Raw genomic sequence first — 17446 nt, 5'->3', positions numbered from 1 at the left:
GATCCGCCGGCTGGTCAGACGCGCTCGACAATGGTGGCGATGCCCATGCCGCCGCCCACGCACAGCGTGGCGAGGCCGTACCGCTTGTCCTGGCGTTCCAGTTCGTCGACGAGGGTGCCGAGGATCATGGCGCCGGTGGCGCCGAGCGGATGACCGAGGGCGATGGCGCCGCCGTTGACGTTGACCTTGTCCAGGGACAGGCCCATGTCCTTGGCGAACCGCAGCACGACGGCCGCGAACGCCTCGTTGATCTCGACCAGGTCGATGTCGGCGATGGTCAACCCGGCCCTGGCGAGGGCCTTGCGGGTGGCGGGCGCGGGACCGGTGAGCATGATGGTGGGCTCGGAACCGGAGACGGCGGCGGAGACGATCCGCGCGCGCGGCATCAGGCCGTTGCGCTCGCCGGCCTGACGGGAGCCGATCGCGACCAGGGCGGCGCCGTCGACGATGCCGGAGGAGTTGCCCGCGTGGTGGACGTGGTCGATCTTCTCGACCCAGTGGTACTTCTGCAGGGCCACGGCGTCGAACCCGCCCAGCTCGCCGATGTCGGCGAACGACGGCTTCAGCTTGGCCAGCGAGTCCGCGGTGGTGCCGGGGCGCGGATGCTCGTCGTGGTCGAGGACGACGAGTCCGCTGCGGTCCAGGACCGGGACGACGGAGCGAGCGAAGCGGCCCTCCTTCCAGGCGGTGGCCGCGCGTTCCTGGGAGAGCGCGGCGTACTCGTCGACGTCGCGCCGGGTGAAGCCCTCCACGGTGGCGATCAGGTCGGCGCCGATGCCCTGCGGCACGAAGTCGACGGCGAGGTTGGTCATCGGGTCGTTGAACCAGGCGCCGCCGTCGGAGGCCATCGGCACCCGGGACATCGACTCGACGCCGCCGGCGAGCACCAGGTCCTCCCATCCGGAACGGACCTTGGCGGCGGCCAGGTTGACCGCTTCGAGGCCGGAAGCGCAGAAGCGGTTCTCCTGGACGCCGGCCACCGTGTCCGGCAGCCCGGCCGCGATCGCGGCGATGCGGGCGATGTCCGAACCCTGGTCGCCGACCGGGCCGACGACGCCGAGCACGATGTCGTCGATGGCCGCCGGGTCGAGGCCGGGGAAGCGGGCACGGATCTCGTGGATGAGGCCGACGACCAGGTCGATGGGCTTCGTGCCGTGCAGGGCGCCGTTCGCCTTGCCGCGGCCGCGCGGGGTGCGGATCGCGTCGTACACGTACGCTTCGGTGCTCACTGGCAAGCCTTTCCACGAGGGTTTCACGGCGCTGGGGTCATCGGGGCGGCCAGGGGTCACGGCCCGTCCTCGGCTCGCCCGCCCGGGCGTTCCGGGCATGGCGCGCGGTCGAGGGGGAACGGCGGTTCCATCATGCGTCGTCCGCGGCGGGGTCGCAGAGCAGGCGCGGCACGTCCCAGTCGCGGGCCACGTCCGCGGTGCCGGTGCCGGGCAGCGCGGGGGCGGTGCGGACGGCGGTGGGGGTCGCGGAGAACCTGGGTGCCGGGGCCGGCTGGGTGAGGCCGGCGTGCTCGGTGAAGGTGCCCCGGGCGGCCAGGTGCGGGTGGCGGGGGGCCTCGCGCAGTGACAGGACGGGCGCCACGCACGCGTCGGAGCCCTCGAAGACGGCCGTCCAGGCGTCGCGGGTGCGGGACTTGAAGCGGGCGGCGATCCGCTCGCGCAGCTCGCCCCACCGGGTCGGGTCGGTGCGGGCCGGGATCAGATCGGCGAGGCCGAGCCGCCGCAGGAAATCCTCGTAGAACCGCTGCTCCAGGGCGCCGACCGCCATGTACCGGCCGTCGGCGGTCTCGTAGGTGCCGTAGTACGGGCAGCCGCCGTCCAGCAGGTTGGCGGCGCGGCGGTCCTGCCAGCCGCCGACGGCGAGCATGCCGTGGATCATGGTGGTGAGGTGGGCGGTGCCGTCCACGATGGCCGCGTCGACGATCTGTCCGGCGCCGGTCACGCGCGCGTGGTGGAGCGCGGCGAGCACGCCGACGACCAGGTAGAGGGAGCCGCCCGCGTAGTCGCCGATCAGGTTGGCGGGGGCCGCCGGGGGCCGGTCCGGTTGCCCGATCATGCCGAGGGCGCCGGTGACGGCGATGTACGCCACGTCGTGGCCGGCCCGCCGGGCGAGCGGGCCCTGCTGCCCCCAGCCGGTCATCCGGCCGTAGACCAGCCGTGGATTACGGGCGTGGCAGACCTCGGGGCCGACGCCGAGCCGTTCGGCGACGCCCGGACGGTAGCCCTCGATCAGGATGTCCGCGCGTTCGGCCAGGTCGAGGACGCGGGCCGGGCCGTCCGCGGACTTCAGGTCGACGATCACCGAGCGCTTGTTGCGGTTGGTGACGTCGTGGGCGGGGTCGACGCCGATGCCGGGACCGCCGGGCCGGTCCACGCGGACGACGTCGGCACCCAGGTCGGCGAGGAGCATGGCGGCGAACGGGCCGGGGCCGATGCCGGCCAGTTCCACCACGCGCACGCCCGTGAGCGGGCCCGCTCCCCGCGTCGGCGTCCCTGCCGTCGTCATGGGCGGCCTCCGGTCGATGTGACACAGCCGATGTAGCACCAGCGATGCTAGGAACACGCTTTGTCCCGGCACAAGGCCGAAAGAGCAAGCGCTTGGCCACGTTACAGGGTCCACCGCAGCAGGGTGTAGATCATTCCGGCCGTCCAGGCGAGTCCCGCCAGGACGGCGAGGACCAGCGCGACCGTCGCGGGACGGCCGGTGGGGCCGTGGCGTCGGGCGAGGGCGCGCGGGCGGGGGTGCGTCGTCATGGACCCAGCCTGCTGGTGCGGCGCCGCCGCCACATCCGTACACATACTCAGACGGCGTAGTGGTGTTCGGGACTTTCCAGGGCCGTGCCGCGCTCGGCCCCGAAGACGGCCCGGCCGTCTACGACCGCGGGGAGCGCGAGGCCGGAGAGCGGTGGAGCGTCGCCTCCTGAAGCGCCCGGCGGCACAGGGCGTCCGCGCGGCGCGTCGTCTCCGGGAGCCGGTGGCGCGGGGTGAGCGCGAGCGTGTGGGCGCAGGCGTTGTCGAGGCTCACCCGGTGGCCGACGGAGACGAAGACCGGTTTGACGGCGTCCCGGGTGCGCAGGGCGCGGCCGACCTCCTCGTCGCCTGCTCGCAGCGGCGAGGCGCTGCCGCGCTCGCCCGCCGGGGCGTCGTAGGTGAAGGTGAACGGGTTCTTGGCGACGCCGATCGTGGGCAGGCCGGTGAGCACGCCCAGATGACAGGCGAGCCCGAAGCGGCGCGGGTGGGCCAGCCCGTAGCCGTCGCAGACGACCAGACCCGCGGGTCCGGGCAGCCTGTCGAGAGCGGCCAGCACGGTGGGGATCTCGCGGAAGGCGAGCAGTCCTGGCACGTACGGGAAGGCGACCTCGCCGACGGCGGTGGCCTCGGCGAGCACGTCCAGGGTGGCCCCGTCGAGCGTGACGGCCGCCGCCGCGACGAGGTCGCGCTCGTCGTCGTAGGCGACGTCGACCCCCGTGATGCGGCCCGTCCCGGGCGGCGGCCCGGCCTCGTCCAGCACCACCCGCCCGCGCAGTGCGTCCTGCACGGCGCGGGCCTGCTCCTCGGTCACGGGCCGGTCCCCGGGCGTCGGTACGGTCGTCATGGTGGCCACGAGGGTACGCGCCGCTGCGGGCCGGCCGTCACCGCGCTCCCACCCCGTACGGGGGTCCGCGCCAGGCAGCACGCGCGTGTGGGCGCCACCGGCTGCGCGGCCAGACGCGATGTGGCCGGGCACGAGCCGGGCGCGGGCGAAACGTGCGTGCATGAAAGCGGTGACAGAGGTCACTCGGATTTTCTGTGCACGTACGAGGCCGTTCCGTCGTCTCTTCCAGTGCCAGGTCTCGTCCACCCGGACGTCCGTCCAGCCGTCACGAGGGAGCAAGGCGTTGTCCATCGTCATCGAGCACTCCGTACAGGCCCGTCTCGTCGCCGCCGCCCCGCGCATGCCCAGCATTCCCGCCACGCTGCACTACGACCGGCGCGACCCGTTCGCCATCCGCATGTCGTTCCCCGCCCCGGCCACCCTGGAGGGTGTGGAGGTCTGCTGGACGTTCGCCCGCGACCTCCTCACGGCCGGCCTGCACGGCCCGCAGGGGCACGGCGACGTACGCGTGCGGCCGTACGGGTACGACCGGACCGTCCTGGAGTTCCACGCACCCGAGGGCACGGCCGTCGTGCACGTCCACTCCGCCGAGATCCGCCGGTTCCTGGACGCCACCAGCGCGTTGGTGCCGCTCGGCCGTGAGCACCTTCAGTTCGACCTCGACCACGATCTGGCGGAGCTGATGCGGGGCGCCTGAGCGCCGCCGCTGCGCGCCGCACGGCGGCGCGTCGGCGATGGAGCGCTTTAATCGCGTTGACAGCCTTCCGGCCCCCTCGTAGCGTCTCTGGCGGTTCTGTTGCCGTCGATAGGAGAAGGACGTTGCTCGTCTGAGGTCCTGAGTCACCGCGTTCCACACCCGAGGTGTGGGCGTCGCGTGCGACCTCGGCGTCCGAGCCGTCCCCCGGCACAGGGCCTTTCCACGGCCCCGGTCCCCCGGTTGCCGCCCCGCGGTGCCTCGACGCGCATGTGCCCCGACCGCACGAACAACCGCGAGGCTCCATGTCACTTTCCCTCACCTGCACCTCCCTGTCCTTCGCCTGGCCCGACGGCACACCCGTCCTGGACGGCCTCGACCTCTCCTTCGGCCCCGGCAGGACCGGACTCGTCGGCGTCAACGGATCAGGCAAATCGACCCTGTTGAAGCTGATCGCCGGGGAGCTGACCCCGTCGGCCGGCACCGTCCGGGTGACCGGCGAGATCGGCTACCTCCCGCAGAACGTCACGCTCGACACCGCGCTCCGCGTCGACGAGGCGCTGGGCATCGCCGCCCGCCGGGCCGCGCTGCACGCCATCGAGGCCGGCGACACGACCGAGGGGCACTTCGAAACGCTCGGCGACGACTGGGACGTCGAGGAGCGCGCGCTCGCCACCCTGGGCGAACTCGGCCTCGGCCACATCGGTCTTGACCGCACCGTCGGCGAGGTCTCCGGCGGCGAGTCGGTGCTGCTGCGGCTGGCCGCGCTGCTGCTGCGCCGCCCGGACGCGCTGCTGCTCGACGAGCCCACCAACAACCTCGACCTGTACGCCCGCCGACGGCTGCACGCGGCCGTCGCGTCCTGGCCGGGCGTACTGGTCGTGGTCAGCCACGACCGCGAACTCCTCGACCTGGTCGACCAGATCGCCGACCTGCGGGCCGGACGGGTCACCTGGTACGGCGGCAACTTCTCGGTGTACGAGGCGGCTCTCGCCGCCGAACAGGAGGCCGCCGAGCGCATGGTGCGGGTCGCGGAGGCCGATGTGCGCAGGCAGCGGCGCGAGCTGGCCGACGCCCGCACGAAGCTGGCCCGCCGAAAGCGGTACGGGCAGAAGATGTTCGAGCAGAAACGCGAGCCGAAGATCGTCATGGGGGCGCGCAAGCGGGCCGCCCAGGAGTCCGCGGGCAAGCACCGCGTCCTGCACGAGGAACGGCTGGCCGAGGCCAGGGACCGGCTCGACGAGGCGGTGGACGCCGTACGCGACGACGCCGAGATCCGCGTCGACCTGCCGTACACGGCCGTACCGCCGGGCCGGGACGTGCTCACCCTGCGGGACCTGGAGCTGACGTACGGAGCACGGGTCGGCGGCGTCCTCGACGTGCGCGGGCCGGAGCGGATCGCGCTGCTCGGACGCAACGGCGCGGGCAAGACGACGCTGCTGCGCACCATCGCCGGGCAGCTGGCCCCGGTCGCGGGCGAGGCGACGGCGCATGTCCCGCTGCGCTTCCTGCCGCAGCGGCTCGACGTCCTCGACGGTGAGCTGACCATCACCGAGAACGTGGCCCGGTACGCGCCGGGCGCCACCCCCAACCGGATCCGGGCCCGCCTCGCCCGGTTCCTGTTCCGCGGCGCCCGGGCCGACCGGAAGGCGGCCACCCTGTCCGGCGGGGAACGCTTCCGGGCCGCGCTGGCCGCGCTGATGCTGGCGGAGCCCGCGCCGCAGCTGCTCATGCTGGACGAGCCCACGAACAACCTGGACATGGCGAGCGTGCGGCAGCTGACCACGGCCCTGGAGTCGTACCAGGGTGCCCTGCTGGTGGCCAGTCATGACGTGCCGTTCCTGAGGTCGGCCGGCATCACCCGCTGGCTGCTCCTGGAGGACGGCGAACTCCGGGAGATCACACCGGAGGCCGTCGGGTGACCCGATGGGGGTGTCGGCCGGGCCGCCCCGTCCTGCATCATGGCGGACCGGCACCGCACGATGGAGACCGCACACCGCCCCGCCGATACGGAGACCAGCCGTGCCCAGCAAGAAGGCCCTCGTCCGCCGCCCCGGTCCGCGCCTCGCCGAAGGTCTGGTGACACACGTCGAACGCACGACGGTCGATGTGGGGCGCGCCGTGGAGCAGTGGGAGGCGTACGTCGGCACGCTGCGCGCGCACGGCTGGGAGACCATCGAGGTGGACCCGGCCGACGACTGCCCGGACTCCGTGTTCGTCGAGGACACCGTGGTGATGTACCGGAACGTGGCGCTGATCGCCCGGCCCGGCGCCGAGTCACGGCGCGCCGAGACCTTCGGTGTGGAGGAGGCCGTGGCCCGCCTCGGCTGCTCGGTGAACTGGATCTGGGAACCCGGCACCCTGGACGGCGGGGACGTCCTCAAGGTCGGGGACACGGTCTACGTCGGCCGCGGCGGACGCACCAACGCCGCCGGGGTGCAGCAACTGCGGGCCGCCTTCGAACCGTTGGGTGCGCGGGTGGTCGCCGTTCCGGTGAGCAAGGTGCTGCATCTGAAGTCCGCGGTGACCGCCCTGCCCGACGGCACGGTGCTCGGGCACATCCCGCACGTGGACCGGCCCTCGCTCTTCCCCGGTTTCCTGGCGGTGCCCGAGGAGTCCGGAGCCCATGTGGTGCTGCTCGGCGGGGGCAAGCTGCTGATGGCGTCGAGCGCCCCGAAGACCCGTGAGCTGCTGACCGACCTCGGTCACGAGGTGGTCCCGGTGGACATCGGCGAGTTCGAGAAACTGGAGGGCTGTGTGACGTGTCTGTCGGTGCGGCTGCGGGAGTTGTACGCCTGATCCCCTGCTCCGCACCGCGCCGGCTCCGGGATCCTTCGGGTACCCGGAGCCTTTTCGTTGTCCCTCCTTTGCCAGGGAACACGCCTGAACAGCGCTCTTTACGACGCGCTTAACCTACGGTTTCGTAACCTACGGTCTCGTAGCCTACGATCACGTAGGTTTCCGGCGCCGCTCGCCGGCACGAGCCGTTCCGCTCCCCCCTGTTCGCCGTCCCCCTGGAGTTCCTGTGACGATCACCTCTCCCCACCTCGGTAGCCCGTCCGTGTGGACCGACGCACGGCTGCTGTACGCACTGGAGGACGTGGTCGAGAGGGAACTCAACCGCCATCTGAAGGCCGCCAAGGACTGGATGCCGCACGAGTACGTGCCCTGGAGCGACGGCCGCAACTTCCCCGGGTTCTTCGCCGACGGCGAGCCCTGGGACAAGGAGCAGTCGAAGGTGACCGAGATCGGCCGGACCGCGCTCGTGGTGAACCTGCTGACCGAGGACAACCTCCCCAGCTACCACCACGAGATCGCCACCCTCTTCGGCCGGGACGGCGCGTGGGGCACCTGGGTGCACCGCTGGACGGCCGAGGAGGGCCGGCACGGCATCGTGATGCGCGACTATCTGCTCGCCTCGCGCGCGGTGGACCCGGACAAGCTGGAGCGGTTCCGGATGGCCCACATGAGCGAGGGTTTCGAGTCCGACAACCGGCACTCGATGCTGCACTCGATCGCCTACGTCGCCTTCCAGGAACTGGCGACCCGCATCTCGCACCGCAACACCGGTCACCAGTCGGGCGATCCGGTCTGCGACCGGATGCTGGCCCGGATCTCGACCGACGAGAACCTGCACATGGTCTTCTACCGCAATCTGCTGAAGGCGGCCTTCGAGATCGCGCCCGACCCGACCATGCTGGCCGTCCGGGATGTCGTCGTGAACTTCCGCATGCCCGGCCACGGCATCCCCGGCTTCGAGCGGGCCGCCGCCCAGATGGCGATCGGGGAGGTCTACAACCTGCGCATCCACCACGACGACGTGCTCCAGCCCGTCCTGCGCTTCCTGAAGGTCCTGGAGATCGACGGGCTCGGCCCCGAGGGGCTTCGGGCGCAGGAGGAACTGGGGTTGTTCATGGGCGGCCTGGACACGGAGGCCGCGCGGTTCGACGAGAAGCTGGCCGCGCGCAAGGCCAGGATGGCGGCACGGGCGGCCGGCTGACCGACACCGCCGGGGCGCACCGGCCTATCGGTGCGCCCTGTCCGCGGCCCGTGCCCGGGGGCCGGTGTTCAGCAGACGCCGCTCTCGGCGATCTTGATGGTGGCCCGGGTCCGGCCGGTGTGGCTGCCCAGGGCCTCGACCCGGTCCACGATCTCCTGCCCCTCGACGACCTCGCCGAAGACCACGTGCTTGCCGTCCAGCCAGTCCGTGACGACCGTGGTGATGAAGAACTGCGAGCCGTTGGTGCCGGGCCCCCTGTTCGCCATGCTCAGCAGGTAGGGGCGGTCGTGCTTGAGGGTGAAGTTCTCGTCCTCGAAGGTGCCGCCGTAGATGCTCTTGCCGCCGGTGCCGTTGCCCGCGGTGAAGTCGCCGCCCTGCAGCATGAAGTCGGGTATCACCCGGTGGAACGCCGATCCGGCGTAGCCGAAGCCGGGCTTGCCGGTGGCGAGCTGCCGGAAGTTCTCCGCGGTGCGGGGCACCACGTCGTCGAAGAGCCGGAACACGATCCGGCCGGCGGGCTGCTCGTCGATCGTGATGTCGAAGTACACGTTGTCACTCATGGCGATCAATCTATCGCCCGACGGCACCCGACCCGCGACGACGGTCGCGCCACCCGCTCGTCAGCGGGGCGCGCGGCGCAGTTCCAGGCGTTCCTTCTCGGACAGGCCGCCCCAGACGCCGAAGCGCTCGTCGTGATCCAGCGCGTAGTCCAGGCAGGCGGAGCGGATCGGGCACAGACCGCAGATCCGTTTCGCCTCACGCACGGAGCTGCCGGGCTCGGGGAAGAAGAAGTCGGCCCCGGTCTGCGCGCACAACGCCCCCTCCTGCCAGGCCAGGTCGGGCGCGGTGATCGTGTCGAAGTGCATGGCCAGGATGGTGCCGTCCGGCGAAAAACGTTCGATCAACGCCGGCTCAACGCCGCGGCCGGGGCCCTGGGCCGCCCCGATGATGCGACACGGTCTTGGCGTGGCGCACGGCGGCGCGCGGGAGCCGGACGAAAACAACGGGATCGCCGCCGGTCACGCTGGGTGACCGGGAACCGTCCCGGCGGGCGGCGGCGCCGGGCGGCGATTGTCAGTGGGCGGTGCGAGACTCGGCTGTGCACAGGACGGGACCCTTCCGAGGAGGGCGATGATGCTCACCACCCGTTTCGTCGACGGCGCTCCGAACTGGATCGACGTCACCACGTCCGACATCGACGGCACCGCCGCCTTCTACGGCGGCATCTTCGGCTGGCGGTTCCGTTCGGCGGGCCCCGACGCCGGCGGCTACGGCTTCTTCGAGCTGGACGGCAGAGTCGTCGCCGGCGGCGCGCCCGTCGCCGCGGAGCAGGGCCCGCCGTCCTGGACGGTGTACTTCCGCAGCGGGGACGCGCAGGCCACCGCGGACGCGGCCGAAGGGGCACACGGCCGGGTGTCCTTCCCGCCGATGGATGTGATGGGGCAGGGCCGCATGGCGGTGCTGGCCGACACCGCGGGTGTGCCCTTCGGTATCTGGCAGCCCCAGCGTCTGAAGGGCCTGGACCTGGCGGGTCAGGCGGGTTCGCTGTGCTGGGTCGAGCTGTACACACCGGATGTCGCGGCGGCCGCCGCGTTCTACCACCGCACGCTCGGCCTGGAGACGTCGGCCGTGCCTTTCCCCGGCGGCACATACACCTGCGTCAATCCGGCCGAGGGCGGGGAGGAGGCGATGTTCGGCGGAATGGTCCCGCTGGCCGACGATCCCACGGAGGCGGCGGCCGGCCCGTACTGGCTGCCGTACTTCGGGGCCGAGGACCCGGACGCGGTGGTCGCGCGGGCGCTGGAACTGGGCGGCACGGTACGGATGCCCGCCGTCACGGTGGAGGGCGTCGGCCGTATCGCCCGGCTCGCCGACCCCCAGGGCGCCCGCTTCGCGGTGATCCGCGGTGAGCCCCCGACGGAGTGAGCGGCCGGTCGGTGTCCTAGGCCGAGCCGCGGTGCACCAGCGTCGTCGGCAGGATCACACCGGGTGGTGTGTCCGGCGCGGTGTCCTCACGGTGGCCGCGGTCGAGGCCGGTCAGCAGCAGGTTCGCCATCAGCCGGCCCATCTCCTCGATGTCCTGACGGACCGTCGTCAGGGGCGGGTCGGTCTGCTCGGCGACGGGCAGCATGTCGTCGAAGCCGATCACCGCGACGTCCTCGGGCACGCGCCGGCCGCGCTCGCGCAGCACCCGCAGGGCACCGGAGGCGGTGAGGTCGTTGGCGGCGAACACGGCGTCCACGTCCGGGCGGCGGTCGAGGAGTTCCCGCATGGCGCGCTCCCCGCCGACGGGGGTGAAGTCGCTCTCCACGATCAGCCGTGGATCGGTGTCCCCCATGACGTCCCGGAAGCCGTCGAGCCGGTCCACCGCGGAGGTCTGGTCGAGGGCGCCGGTGATGTGCGCGATCCGGGTCCGGCCGAGACCGACGAGATGGCGTACGGCCGCGCGGGCCCCGCCGCGGTTGTCGCAGTCGACGTACACCGAACTGCCCGGCGCGTCGCTCCAGTCGGGCCGCCCGCCGAAGACCGTGGGCACCCCCGCGCCCCGGATCAGACGGGGCAGCGGGTCGTCGAGGTGCAGCGAGAAGACGAGCGCCCCGTCGACATGGCCGCCGGCGAGATAGCGGGCCACGCGCGCGTGGTCGTCCCTGCCCTCCGTCAGCAGCAGCACCAGCTGACTGTCGTGGGCCGTCAGCTCCTTGCTGATCCCGCGGAGTTGAAGGCCGAAGAAGGGATCGGCGAAGACCCTGGCCTCCGGTTCGGCGATGACCACGGCGACGGCGTCGTGCCGCCGGGTCACCAGGCTGCGCGCGGCCCGGTTGGGGACGTAACCGAGTTCTTCGACCGCCCGCCGCACCCGTTGGACGAGCGGTTCCCTGACCCCGTCACCGCCGTTGACCACCCGGGACACGGTGGCCCGGGACACCCCGGCGAGCGCGGCGACGGCCTCCAGCGTGGGACGCGGCGCTGTCTCGGTCACGACGGACCTCCCTCGGCGACTCCGCCTCAGGATAGCCCCGCCCCGAGAGCGCTCTCCCCACCCCCACCCCAGCCCCAAACGCGCCCCAATAGGGCCGCGGGGAACTACGCGCCCAGCCCCGAACGCGCCCCAAAGGGGCGCGGGGAACTGCGCGCCCAGCCACACCCAAACCGCACACGAACGACGACAGTCCAACCCACCCCACTCGACACACCCGCCGCAGCACGCCCCAAAGGGGCGCGGGGAACTGCGCGCCCAGCCACACCCCAACCGCAGACAAACGACGACGGACCAGCGGCCCCCATAGCGGAGCGCTCAGTGGGCGGAGTGGTCCCCGTCCGCCGAGCCCCCCGCATGGGGCCCGTGCGGCTCGTACCCGGGAATCGTCCCGTCCGGCTTCTTCACCAGGAACAGCCCGACCATCCCCATGTCGGAATGGCTCTGGACATGGCAGTGGTACATCCAGGCGCCCGCACCGACGCCCTCCCCCGCCAGCACCTGGAACCCGAAGGAGTCGGCGGGCCCCACGATCTTGTTGTCGATCACCTGGCTCGGATCGTCGGGCCCGGTGAGCAGCCCGGTCCGGTTGTCCGCCCAGCGGTGACCGTGCATATGGAAGGTGTGGTAGTACTCACCGTGCGTGATCATCACGAACTCGACCCGGTCCCCCACCGTCGCCTCGAAGTCGGGCCCGGTGTGCGGCGGACGGTTGTTGATGGTCATGTCGTTGAAGACGATCGTATGGGTGCGGTCGGGCAGGATGTCGCCCTTGCGGCGCACGATCACCGGGCCGTACAGACCCTTGCGGATGCCCCCGGTGCCGTGCTCGGTGCCGACGACGTGGTCGTGGTAGTGCCAGTAGCCGGCGCTGCCGGAGCGCCAGGTGCCGTCCGACCGGCGGCCGGGCGCATGGGTGCGCCAGGTGTAGGTGCGGGTGCCACCGGGCTCGACGTCGCTCTTGTTCAGCTTGGTGCCGTCGCTGGATATCTCGTAGTCGAGTCCGTGGACATGCAGGCTCGCGGTCACGTCCATGGTGTTCTCGAACTCGATGTGCAGCGTGTCGCCCTCGTTCAGCTCGATGAGCGGCCCGGGGATCGTCGCCTTGCCCTTCTCGAAGCCGTAGCCCATCTGTCCGTCGGCCAGCTTCTCGGCGTACAGCTTGATGTGTCTGACCTCGCCGCCGGCCGGTGCGGTGCGCGGCGGCGTGGCCGCGCTGACGGCCTCGGGCGCCAGTGACAACGATGTCGCGACCGCCGCGCCGCCCAGCAGCACCCTCCGGTTGAACGCGCGTCTGTCCATGCGGAACTCCCCACCCTGGTAAGGACTTTGCGGAGGCGTACCTGTGATGAACCTGTGCGACGGTACCTGCCCCGCGCCTGTTTATCCACTCTCAGGACAAAGTTCGTTTGATTGCGGTCATAGGTATTGGCGAGCCGTGCAAAGGGGCCTAGCTTTCTTGGCGCTGTTGCCGTGACCGAGGAGGTGCCCATGCACTTACGAGGGTTGAGCGCCACAAGCAGGAGGAGACGGGCCTGGGCGGCCACCGTGACCGCGGGGATCGTCGCGGCCGGACTGCTCTCGGGTCAGGCCGCGAGCGCGCGTCCCGACCCGTCCCTGACAACGATGTCGATCAAGTCGCCACCGGGCGGCGCGAACGTGAAAGTGCTGCTCTTCTACGGCTCCGCAGCCGCCGGTGACGAGTCACCGCTGGTGAACGCCGGGATCGAGGCGATCGAGAAGATCGGTCTGTCCGGCCCCACGAAGGAGCGCTTCGCGGTCGAGGCGACGGACGACGCCGCCGTGTTCACCAACGCGACGAAACTCGGCCGCTTCAACTCCGTCGTCTTCCTGACCGGCGGCGGTGACGTCCTCGATCCGGACCAGGAGGCCGGACTTGAGGCATACATGGAGGCGGGCGGCGGTTTCGTCGGCATCCATGACGCGGCCCGCGCCGAGCCGTACTCCGACTGGTTCACCGGTCTGATCGGCGCGCGCCCGGCCGCCTCAAGCCCGGCGGCGGTCCAGCGGGCCACGGTCGAGGTGGGCGACCGCCGGCATCCGGCCACCAAGGATCTGCCGCTGCAGTGGAAGCGGCCTGACCAGTGGTTCAACTGGGTGAAGAACCCCTCCGGCGCCGTGCACACGGTGGCCCGGGTGCGCGAGTCGACGTACCAGCCCGGGGCGAGCGCCAACGGCGCGGACCACCCGGTCAGCTGGTGCCGGGACTACGACGGCGGCCGGTCCTTCTACACCGGCATGGGCGGCACCGTCTCGTCGTACGACGAGAGCGACTTCCGTGCCCATCTGCGCGGCGCCCTGCTGTGGACGACCCGGCTCAGCCAGGCCGACTGCAAGGCGACCATCAACGCCAACTACCGGGCCGAACGCCTCACCCAGCCCAACCAGCCCGGGCAGAACGACCAGATCGGCGAGCCGCACGGCCTTGTCGCCGCGCCCGACGGCCGGGTGCTGTACATCGGCCGCGGCGGCGCGGACTCCTCGCAGCCCGTGATCACCGACTGGAACAACCCGGACGTGGGCAAGGGCAAGGGGCAGATCCATGTCTACGACCCGAAGACCAAGAAGGTCACCCTGGCCGGGGAGTTGACCGTCTTCGGCAACAAGGGCGGCGGCGACGAGCTGACGAAGGTCGAGGAGGGCCTGCTCGGGATCGAGCTGGACCCGCGCTTCGAGCAGAACGGCTGGGTGTACCTGCACTACACACCCCACTCGCAGCTCAACCGCGACACCCAGATGGCGGAGCGGCGCGTCTCCCGCTTCACCCTCGATCAGGCCACCAACAAGCTCGACCTGAGCAGTGAGAAGGTGCTGCTCAAGTGGCCAGTGCAGGTGCACAGTTGCTGCCACGCGGGCGGCGGGATGACCTGGGACTCCCAGGGCAACCTGTACATCGCCACCGGCGACAACAACTCCAGCGGGTTCAGCGACGGGTACTCCGGCAACAACCCGCAGCCGAGCTACAAGGGCGTGTCGTTCGCCGACGCGCGCCGCACCGCGGGCAACACCAACAACCTCAACGGCAAGATCCTGCGCATCCACCCGGAGCCCGACGGGACGTACACGCTGCCGCAGGGCAACCTCTTCACCGGCAAGGAGACCGACGAGGGCGGCGGCAAGACGCGCGGCGAGATCTATGTGATGGGTGTGCGCAACCCCGCACGCATCTTCGTCGACAAGACGACGGACATCCTGTACGCGGGCTGGGTCGGCCCGGACGCGGGCGAGCCGTCGACCACCTGGGGTCCGGCCAAGTACGACACGTTCGCCGTCATCACCGAGGCGGGCAACCGGGGCTGGCCGTACTGCATGGGCAACAAGCAGCCCTACCGGGACCGCAATCTGCCCGACCCGTCGAAGCCGCTGGGCTGGTACGACTGCGACCACCCGAAGAACGAGTCGCCGAACAACGACGGGCTCGTCAACATCCCGCCGGTCACCGGCAACAACGTCTGGTACTCGCCCCAGGGCGGCGGCCCGGACTACCCGCGTGACGCGAACGGGATTCCCTCGTACAAGAAGGAGGAGGCCACCTACCGGCTGCCGTGGCTCAAGGGCGGCGGGCAGGCCGCGATGAACGGTCCCGTCTACCGCTACGACACGACGAGCGACAGCGCCGTGAAGTGGCCCGCGTACTGGGACGGCAAGTGGTTCATCGGCGACTTCTACGACGCCGACCAGCCGCGCAACGCCGTGCTCATGGATCCCAAGACCCAGGGCGACGGCGGGCTGCCGGTGCACTCGGAGTCCCTGAAGAAGATCGTGCCGGTCGGCAACGACGGCATCAAGAACCTCATGGACTGGAAGTTCGGTCCGGACGGCGCGCTGTACGTCCTCGACTACGGGCGCGGCTTCTTCACCTCGGACGGCAAGTCGGCGCTGTGGCGGGTGACGTACACCGGCGGCGGTCCGACGCCGCCCGCCGACCAACTCGCCAGGGGGACACAGTGATACGACCACGAAGAATCCTGACGGCGCTGCTGGCCGCCGTCCTCGTGATGCTCGGGCTCCAGGCGACGCCCGCCGCCGGACGCGACGACGCCCCCGCGGCGGCGGCCGAGCAGGTGCTCACCTGGACCGCGGGCGACGACATCACCAAGTACCTCTCGGCGCCCACGACGGCCGTCGCGGGGCAGGCCACGATCGTCTTCGAGAACAGCGCGGCGACCGGCAACACCACCGGCATGCCGCACACACTGACCTTCGTGACCACCGACCCGGAGTACAACAGCGACGTCCAGGTCAACATCCTCGCCAACCCGTTCGACGCCCAGGGCGGCCGGCACACCGCCGAGGTCACCCTGACGCCGGGCCGCTACTTCTACCACTGCACCATCCCCGGCCACGGCCAGATGCAGGGCGTCCTGGTGGTGACCGAGGGCGGCGGCTCGGACACGACGGCGCCTGAGACCTCGGCGACGGTCGACGGCGCCCGCAATGCGCAGGGCCAGTACGTGGGTTCGGCGAGCGTGTCGATCGCGGCCACCGACGAGGGCTCCGGCGTGGACCGCGTCGAGTACGCGATCGGCGCCGAGGGCGCCTGGCAGCCGTACACCGCCCCCGTGGTCATCGACCAGGTGGGCAGCCACACCGTGCGCTACCGGGCGACCGACAAGGCGGGCAACGTGTCCGCGGAGAAGAGCGTCGACTTCACCGTCGTCGCCCCGCCCTCGGACGACACGACGGCGCCGGAGACCTCGGCGACCGTCAGCGGTGAGCGCAACGCCGACGGCGCCTACATCGACATGGCGACGGTCACGGTCACCGCCTCGGACACCGGGTCGGGGGTCAACACCATCGAGTACGCCATCGGCACCGGCGCCTGGCAGCCGTACACCGGACCGGTGATGGTGCACCAGACCGGCACCCACACGGTCCGCTACCGGGCCACGGACAAGGCGGGCAATGTGTCCGCCGACAAGAGCGTGGAGTTCACCGTGGTCTCCGCCCCGCCGCAGGACACCGTCCCGCCGGTCACCGGTGTGAGCGTCGACGGCACCCGCAACTCGGACGGGGCGTACGTGGGCAACGCCAAGGTGACCGTCACCGCCACGGACGAGGGCGGTTCCGGGGTGGCCGGCATCGAGTACTCGCTGGACGCCGGGCCCTACCTGGCGTACACCGGCCCCGTGGTGGTGGACCGGGCCGGTGCGCACACGGTGGCGTACCGGGCGAGCGACAAGGCCGGCAACACCTCCGAACCGCGGTCCGTGAGCTTCACGGTCGTCGCGGGCGGGGGCGTGCCGGCACCCAACTGCCCCGAGTACGATGAACGGTTGACGGTGATCGTCGGCACGGTCGACTCGGGCGTGCCGAACCGGGTCACCAACAATCGGTGCCGCATCAACGAGTTGATCGAGGACGAGAAGGAGTGGACGTCCCAGGCGCTGTTCCTCAAGCATGTGAAGACGGTCCTGGACCGGCTCCGCAAGGAAGGGGTCATCGACCAGCGGGAGTACAACGCCATCCAGAAGGCCGCCCGCCAGTCCGGCATCGGCAAGCCGGGCCAGACGACGGGCTACCGCACGATCCTGGACGGCTCAGCCGACTCCTTCGCCAAGTGGGAGCACGTGGGCGGCGGTTCCTTCGCCCGCAACGGCGACGGGTCGATCACCAGCGGCACCAGCAAGGACGGCCTGGGCATGCTGTGGTACCCGCAGCGCAAGTACGGCGACTTCTCGCTGCGGCTGCAGTGGCGTGACGACGCTCCGGGCACCGGCAACGCCAACTCCGGTGTGTTCGTGCGCTTCCCGCAGGTCCACGACAATCCGGAGGAGTCGCGGCCGGAGTGGGTCGCCATCAAGTTCGGGCACGAGGTGCAGGTGTTCGACCGGCCCGACGGCGACATGTACAAGACCGGCTCGATCTACGGCTTCGACCGGGTCGGGCTGGCCGGTGCCGGTGTGACGCAGAAGGGCACCTGGAACGACTACGAGATCCGCGTGGTCGACCAGCACTACTCCGTCTACCGCAACGGCGTGCTGATCAACGAGTTCGACAACATCGGCGGCCAGGACTTCTACCCGCCCCGCTCGGACGACCCGGGCACGGACGGGCGGCGGTTCGCCTCCGGCTATGTCGGACTCCAGGTGCACAGCACGGCGGACGTGATCTCCTACCGGGACGTGCGGATCAAGGACCTGTAGGAGAC

At 71.1% G+C, this 17446-nt stretch carries 15 protein-coding genes; 7 read left to right on the top strand and 8 right to left on the bottom strand.

Annotation, left to right across the window (positions count from 1 at the left end; genetic code table 11):
- Positions 1-14: 14 nt before the first annotated feature.
- The 4 genes from AC27LF_RS00205 to AC27LF_RS00190 all read right to left on the bottom strand — a co-directional run bounded on the left by AC27LF_RS00205 (position 15) and on the right by AC27LF_RS00190 (position 3603).
- Entirely contained in the window at positions 15-1229 is a 1215-nt protein-coding gene (locus AC27LF_RS00205) for an acetyl-CoA C-acetyltransferase (RefSeq protein ID WP_479660523.1), read from the bottom strand.
- A gap of 130 nt (positions 1230-1359) precedes the next feature.
- On the bottom strand, positions 1360-2514 hold the full coding sequence (locus tag AC27LF_RS00200) for a CaiB/BaiF CoA transferase family protein (RefSeq protein ID WP_479660522.1): 1155 nt from the start codon (positions 2512-2514) through the stop codon (positions 1360-1362).
- Between the two features lie 101 nt (positions 2515-2615).
- Positions 2616-2762 (bottom strand): morphogenic membrane protein MmpA, encoded by a 147-nt coding sequence (gene mmpA, locus AC27LF_RS00195; protein ID WP_479660521.1) that lies wholly within the window; start codon positions 2760-2762, stop codon positions 2616-2618.
- Positions 2763-2880: 118 nt separating this feature from the next.
- Positions 2881-3603 carry an endonuclease V gene (locus AC27LF_RS00190; protein ID WP_479660520.1) on the bottom strand — a complete coding sequence of 241 codons (723 nt, stop codon included), beginning with the start codon at positions 3601-3603 and terminating at the stop codon, positions 2881-2883.
- A gap of 283 nt (positions 3604-3886) precedes the next feature.
- Between AC27LF_RS00190 and ssgD the strand changes: the two genes are divergently transcribed.
- From ssgD to AC27LF_RS00170, 4 genes are all read left to right on the top strand, one after another.
- On the top strand, positions 3887-4300 hold the full coding sequence (gene ssgD / locus AC27LF_RS00185) for a spore wall synthesis regulator SsgD (RefSeq protein WP_479660519.1): 414 nt from the start codon (positions 3887-3889) through the stop codon (positions 4298-4300).
- Between the two features lie 302 nt (positions 4301-4602).
- On the top strand, positions 4603-6219 hold the full coding sequence (locus AC27LF_RS00180; protein ID WP_479660518.1) for an ABC-F family ATP-binding cassette domain-containing protein: 1617 nt from the start codon (positions 4603-4605) through the stop codon (positions 6217-6219).
- A 100-nt stretch (positions 6220-6319) separates the two neighbouring features.
- Entirely contained in the window at positions 6320-7096 is a 777-nt protein-coding gene (gene ddaH, locus AC27LF_RS00175; RefSeq protein ID WP_479660517.1) for a dimethylargininase, read from the top strand.
- A gap of 226 nt (positions 7097-7322) precedes the next feature.
- Positions 7323-8297, top strand: coding sequence for an acyl-ACP desaturase (locus AC27LF_RS00170; RefSeq protein WP_479660516.1), 975 nt, complete (start codon positions 7323-7325; stop codon positions 8295-8297).
- Positions 8298-8365: 68 nt separating this feature from the next.
- Here the strand turns inward: AC27LF_RS00170 and AC27LF_RS00165 are convergent, their stop codons facing one another.
- Together AC27LF_RS00165 and AC27LF_RS00160 are read right to left on the bottom strand one after the other, a co-directional pair.
- The gene (locus AC27LF_RS00165) at positions 8366-8857 is read right to left on the bottom strand and encodes a peptidylprolyl isomerase (protein WP_479660515.1); all 492 of its coding nucleotides are present in this window, start codon (positions 8855-8857) and stop codon (positions 8366-8368) included.
- Positions 8858-8917: 60 nt separating this feature from the next.
- Positions 8918-9163, bottom strand: coding sequence for a WhiB family transcriptional regulator (locus AC27LF_RS00160; RefSeq protein WP_479660555.1), 246 nt, complete (start codon positions 9161-9163; stop codon positions 8918-8920).
- Between the two features lie 268 nt (positions 9164-9431).
- Here AC27LF_RS00160 and AC27LF_RS00155 point away from each other — a divergent pair, with 268 nt between their 5' ends.
- Positions 9432-10223, top strand: a complete 792-nt coding sequence (locus tag AC27LF_RS00155) for a VOC family protein (protein WP_479660514.1) — start codon at positions 9432-9434, stop codon at positions 10221-10223.
- 16 nt (positions 10224-10239) lie between these two features.
- Here AC27LF_RS00155 and AC27LF_RS00150 read toward each other — a convergent pair whose 3' ends face one another.
- Positions 10240-11277, bottom strand: a complete 1038-nt coding sequence (locus AC27LF_RS00150) for a LacI family DNA-binding transcriptional regulator (RefSeq protein WP_479660513.1) — start codon at positions 11275-11277, stop codon at positions 10240-10242.
- Between the two features lie 315 nt (positions 11278-11592).
- Entirely contained in the window at positions 11593-12576 is a 984-nt protein-coding gene (locus AC27LF_RS00145) for a multicopper oxidase domain-containing protein (protein ID WP_479660512.1), read from the bottom strand.
- Between the two features lie 189 nt (positions 12577-12765).
- On the opposite strand from AC27LF_RS00145, the gene AC27LF_RS00140 reads away from it, so the two are divergent.
- Both AC27LF_RS00140 and AC27LF_RS00135 read left to right on the top strand, forming a co-directional pair.
- Positions 12766-15246 (top strand): ThuA domain-containing protein, encoded by a 2481-nt coding sequence (locus tag AC27LF_RS00140; protein WP_479660511.1) that lies wholly within the window; start codon positions 12766-12768, stop codon positions 15244-15246.
- Positions 15247-15293: 47 nt separating this feature from the next.
- Positions 15294-17441: an OmpL47-type beta-barrel domain-containing protein gene (locus AC27LF_RS00135; RefSeq protein WP_479660554.1), complete on the top strand. Its 2148-nt coding sequence runs from the start codon at positions 15294-15296 to the stop codon at positions 17439-17441.
- Positions 17442-17446 lie beyond the last annotated feature (5 nt).

Source organism: Streptomyces diversicolor (genome assembly GCF_057537855.1).
Note: the sequence above shows the minus strand (reverse complement) of the source record. Positions and strands in the feature narration are given on the sequence as shown.

Coding starts and splice junctions, on each gene's coding strand:
- AC27LF_RS00155 (WP_479660514.1), top strand. CDS start 9,432: ATGCTCACCACCCGTTTCGTCGACGGCGCTCCGAACTGGATCGACGTC.
- AC27LF_RS00140 (WP_479660511.1), top strand. CDS start 12,766: ATGCACTTACGAGGGTTGAGCGCCACAAGCAGGAGGAGACGGGCCTGG.
- AC27LF_RS00190 (WP_479660520.1), bottom strand. CDS start 3,603: ATGACGACCGTACCGACGCCCGGGGACCGGCCCGTGACCGAGGAGCAG.
- AC27LF_RS00145 (WP_479660512.1), bottom strand. CDS start 12,576: ATGGACAGACGCGCGTTCAACCGGAGGGTGCTGCTGGGCGGCGCGGCG.
- AC27LF_RS00160 (WP_479660555.1), bottom strand. CDS start 9,163: ATGCACTTCGACACGATCACCGCGCCCGACCTGGCCTGGCAGGAGGGG.
- AC27LF_RS00180 (WP_479660518.1), top strand. CDS start 4,603: ATGTCACTTTCCCTCACCTGCACCTCCCTGTCCTTCGCCTGGCCCGAC.
- AC27LF_RS00200 (WP_479660522.1), bottom strand. CDS start 2,514: ATGACGACGGCAGGGACGCCGACGCGGGGAGCGGGCCCGCTCACGGGC.
- AC27LF_RS00135 (WP_479660554.1), top strand. CDS start 15,294: ATGCTCGGGCTCCAGGCGACGCCCGCCGCCGGACGCGACGACGCCCCC.
- mmpA (WP_479660521.1), bottom strand. CDS start 2,762: ATGACGACGCACCCCCGCCCGCGCGCCCTCGCCCGACGCCACGGCCCC.
- AC27LF_RS00165 (WP_479660515.1), bottom strand. CDS start 8,857: ATGAGTGACAACGTGTACTTCGACATCACGATCGACGAGCAGCCCGCC.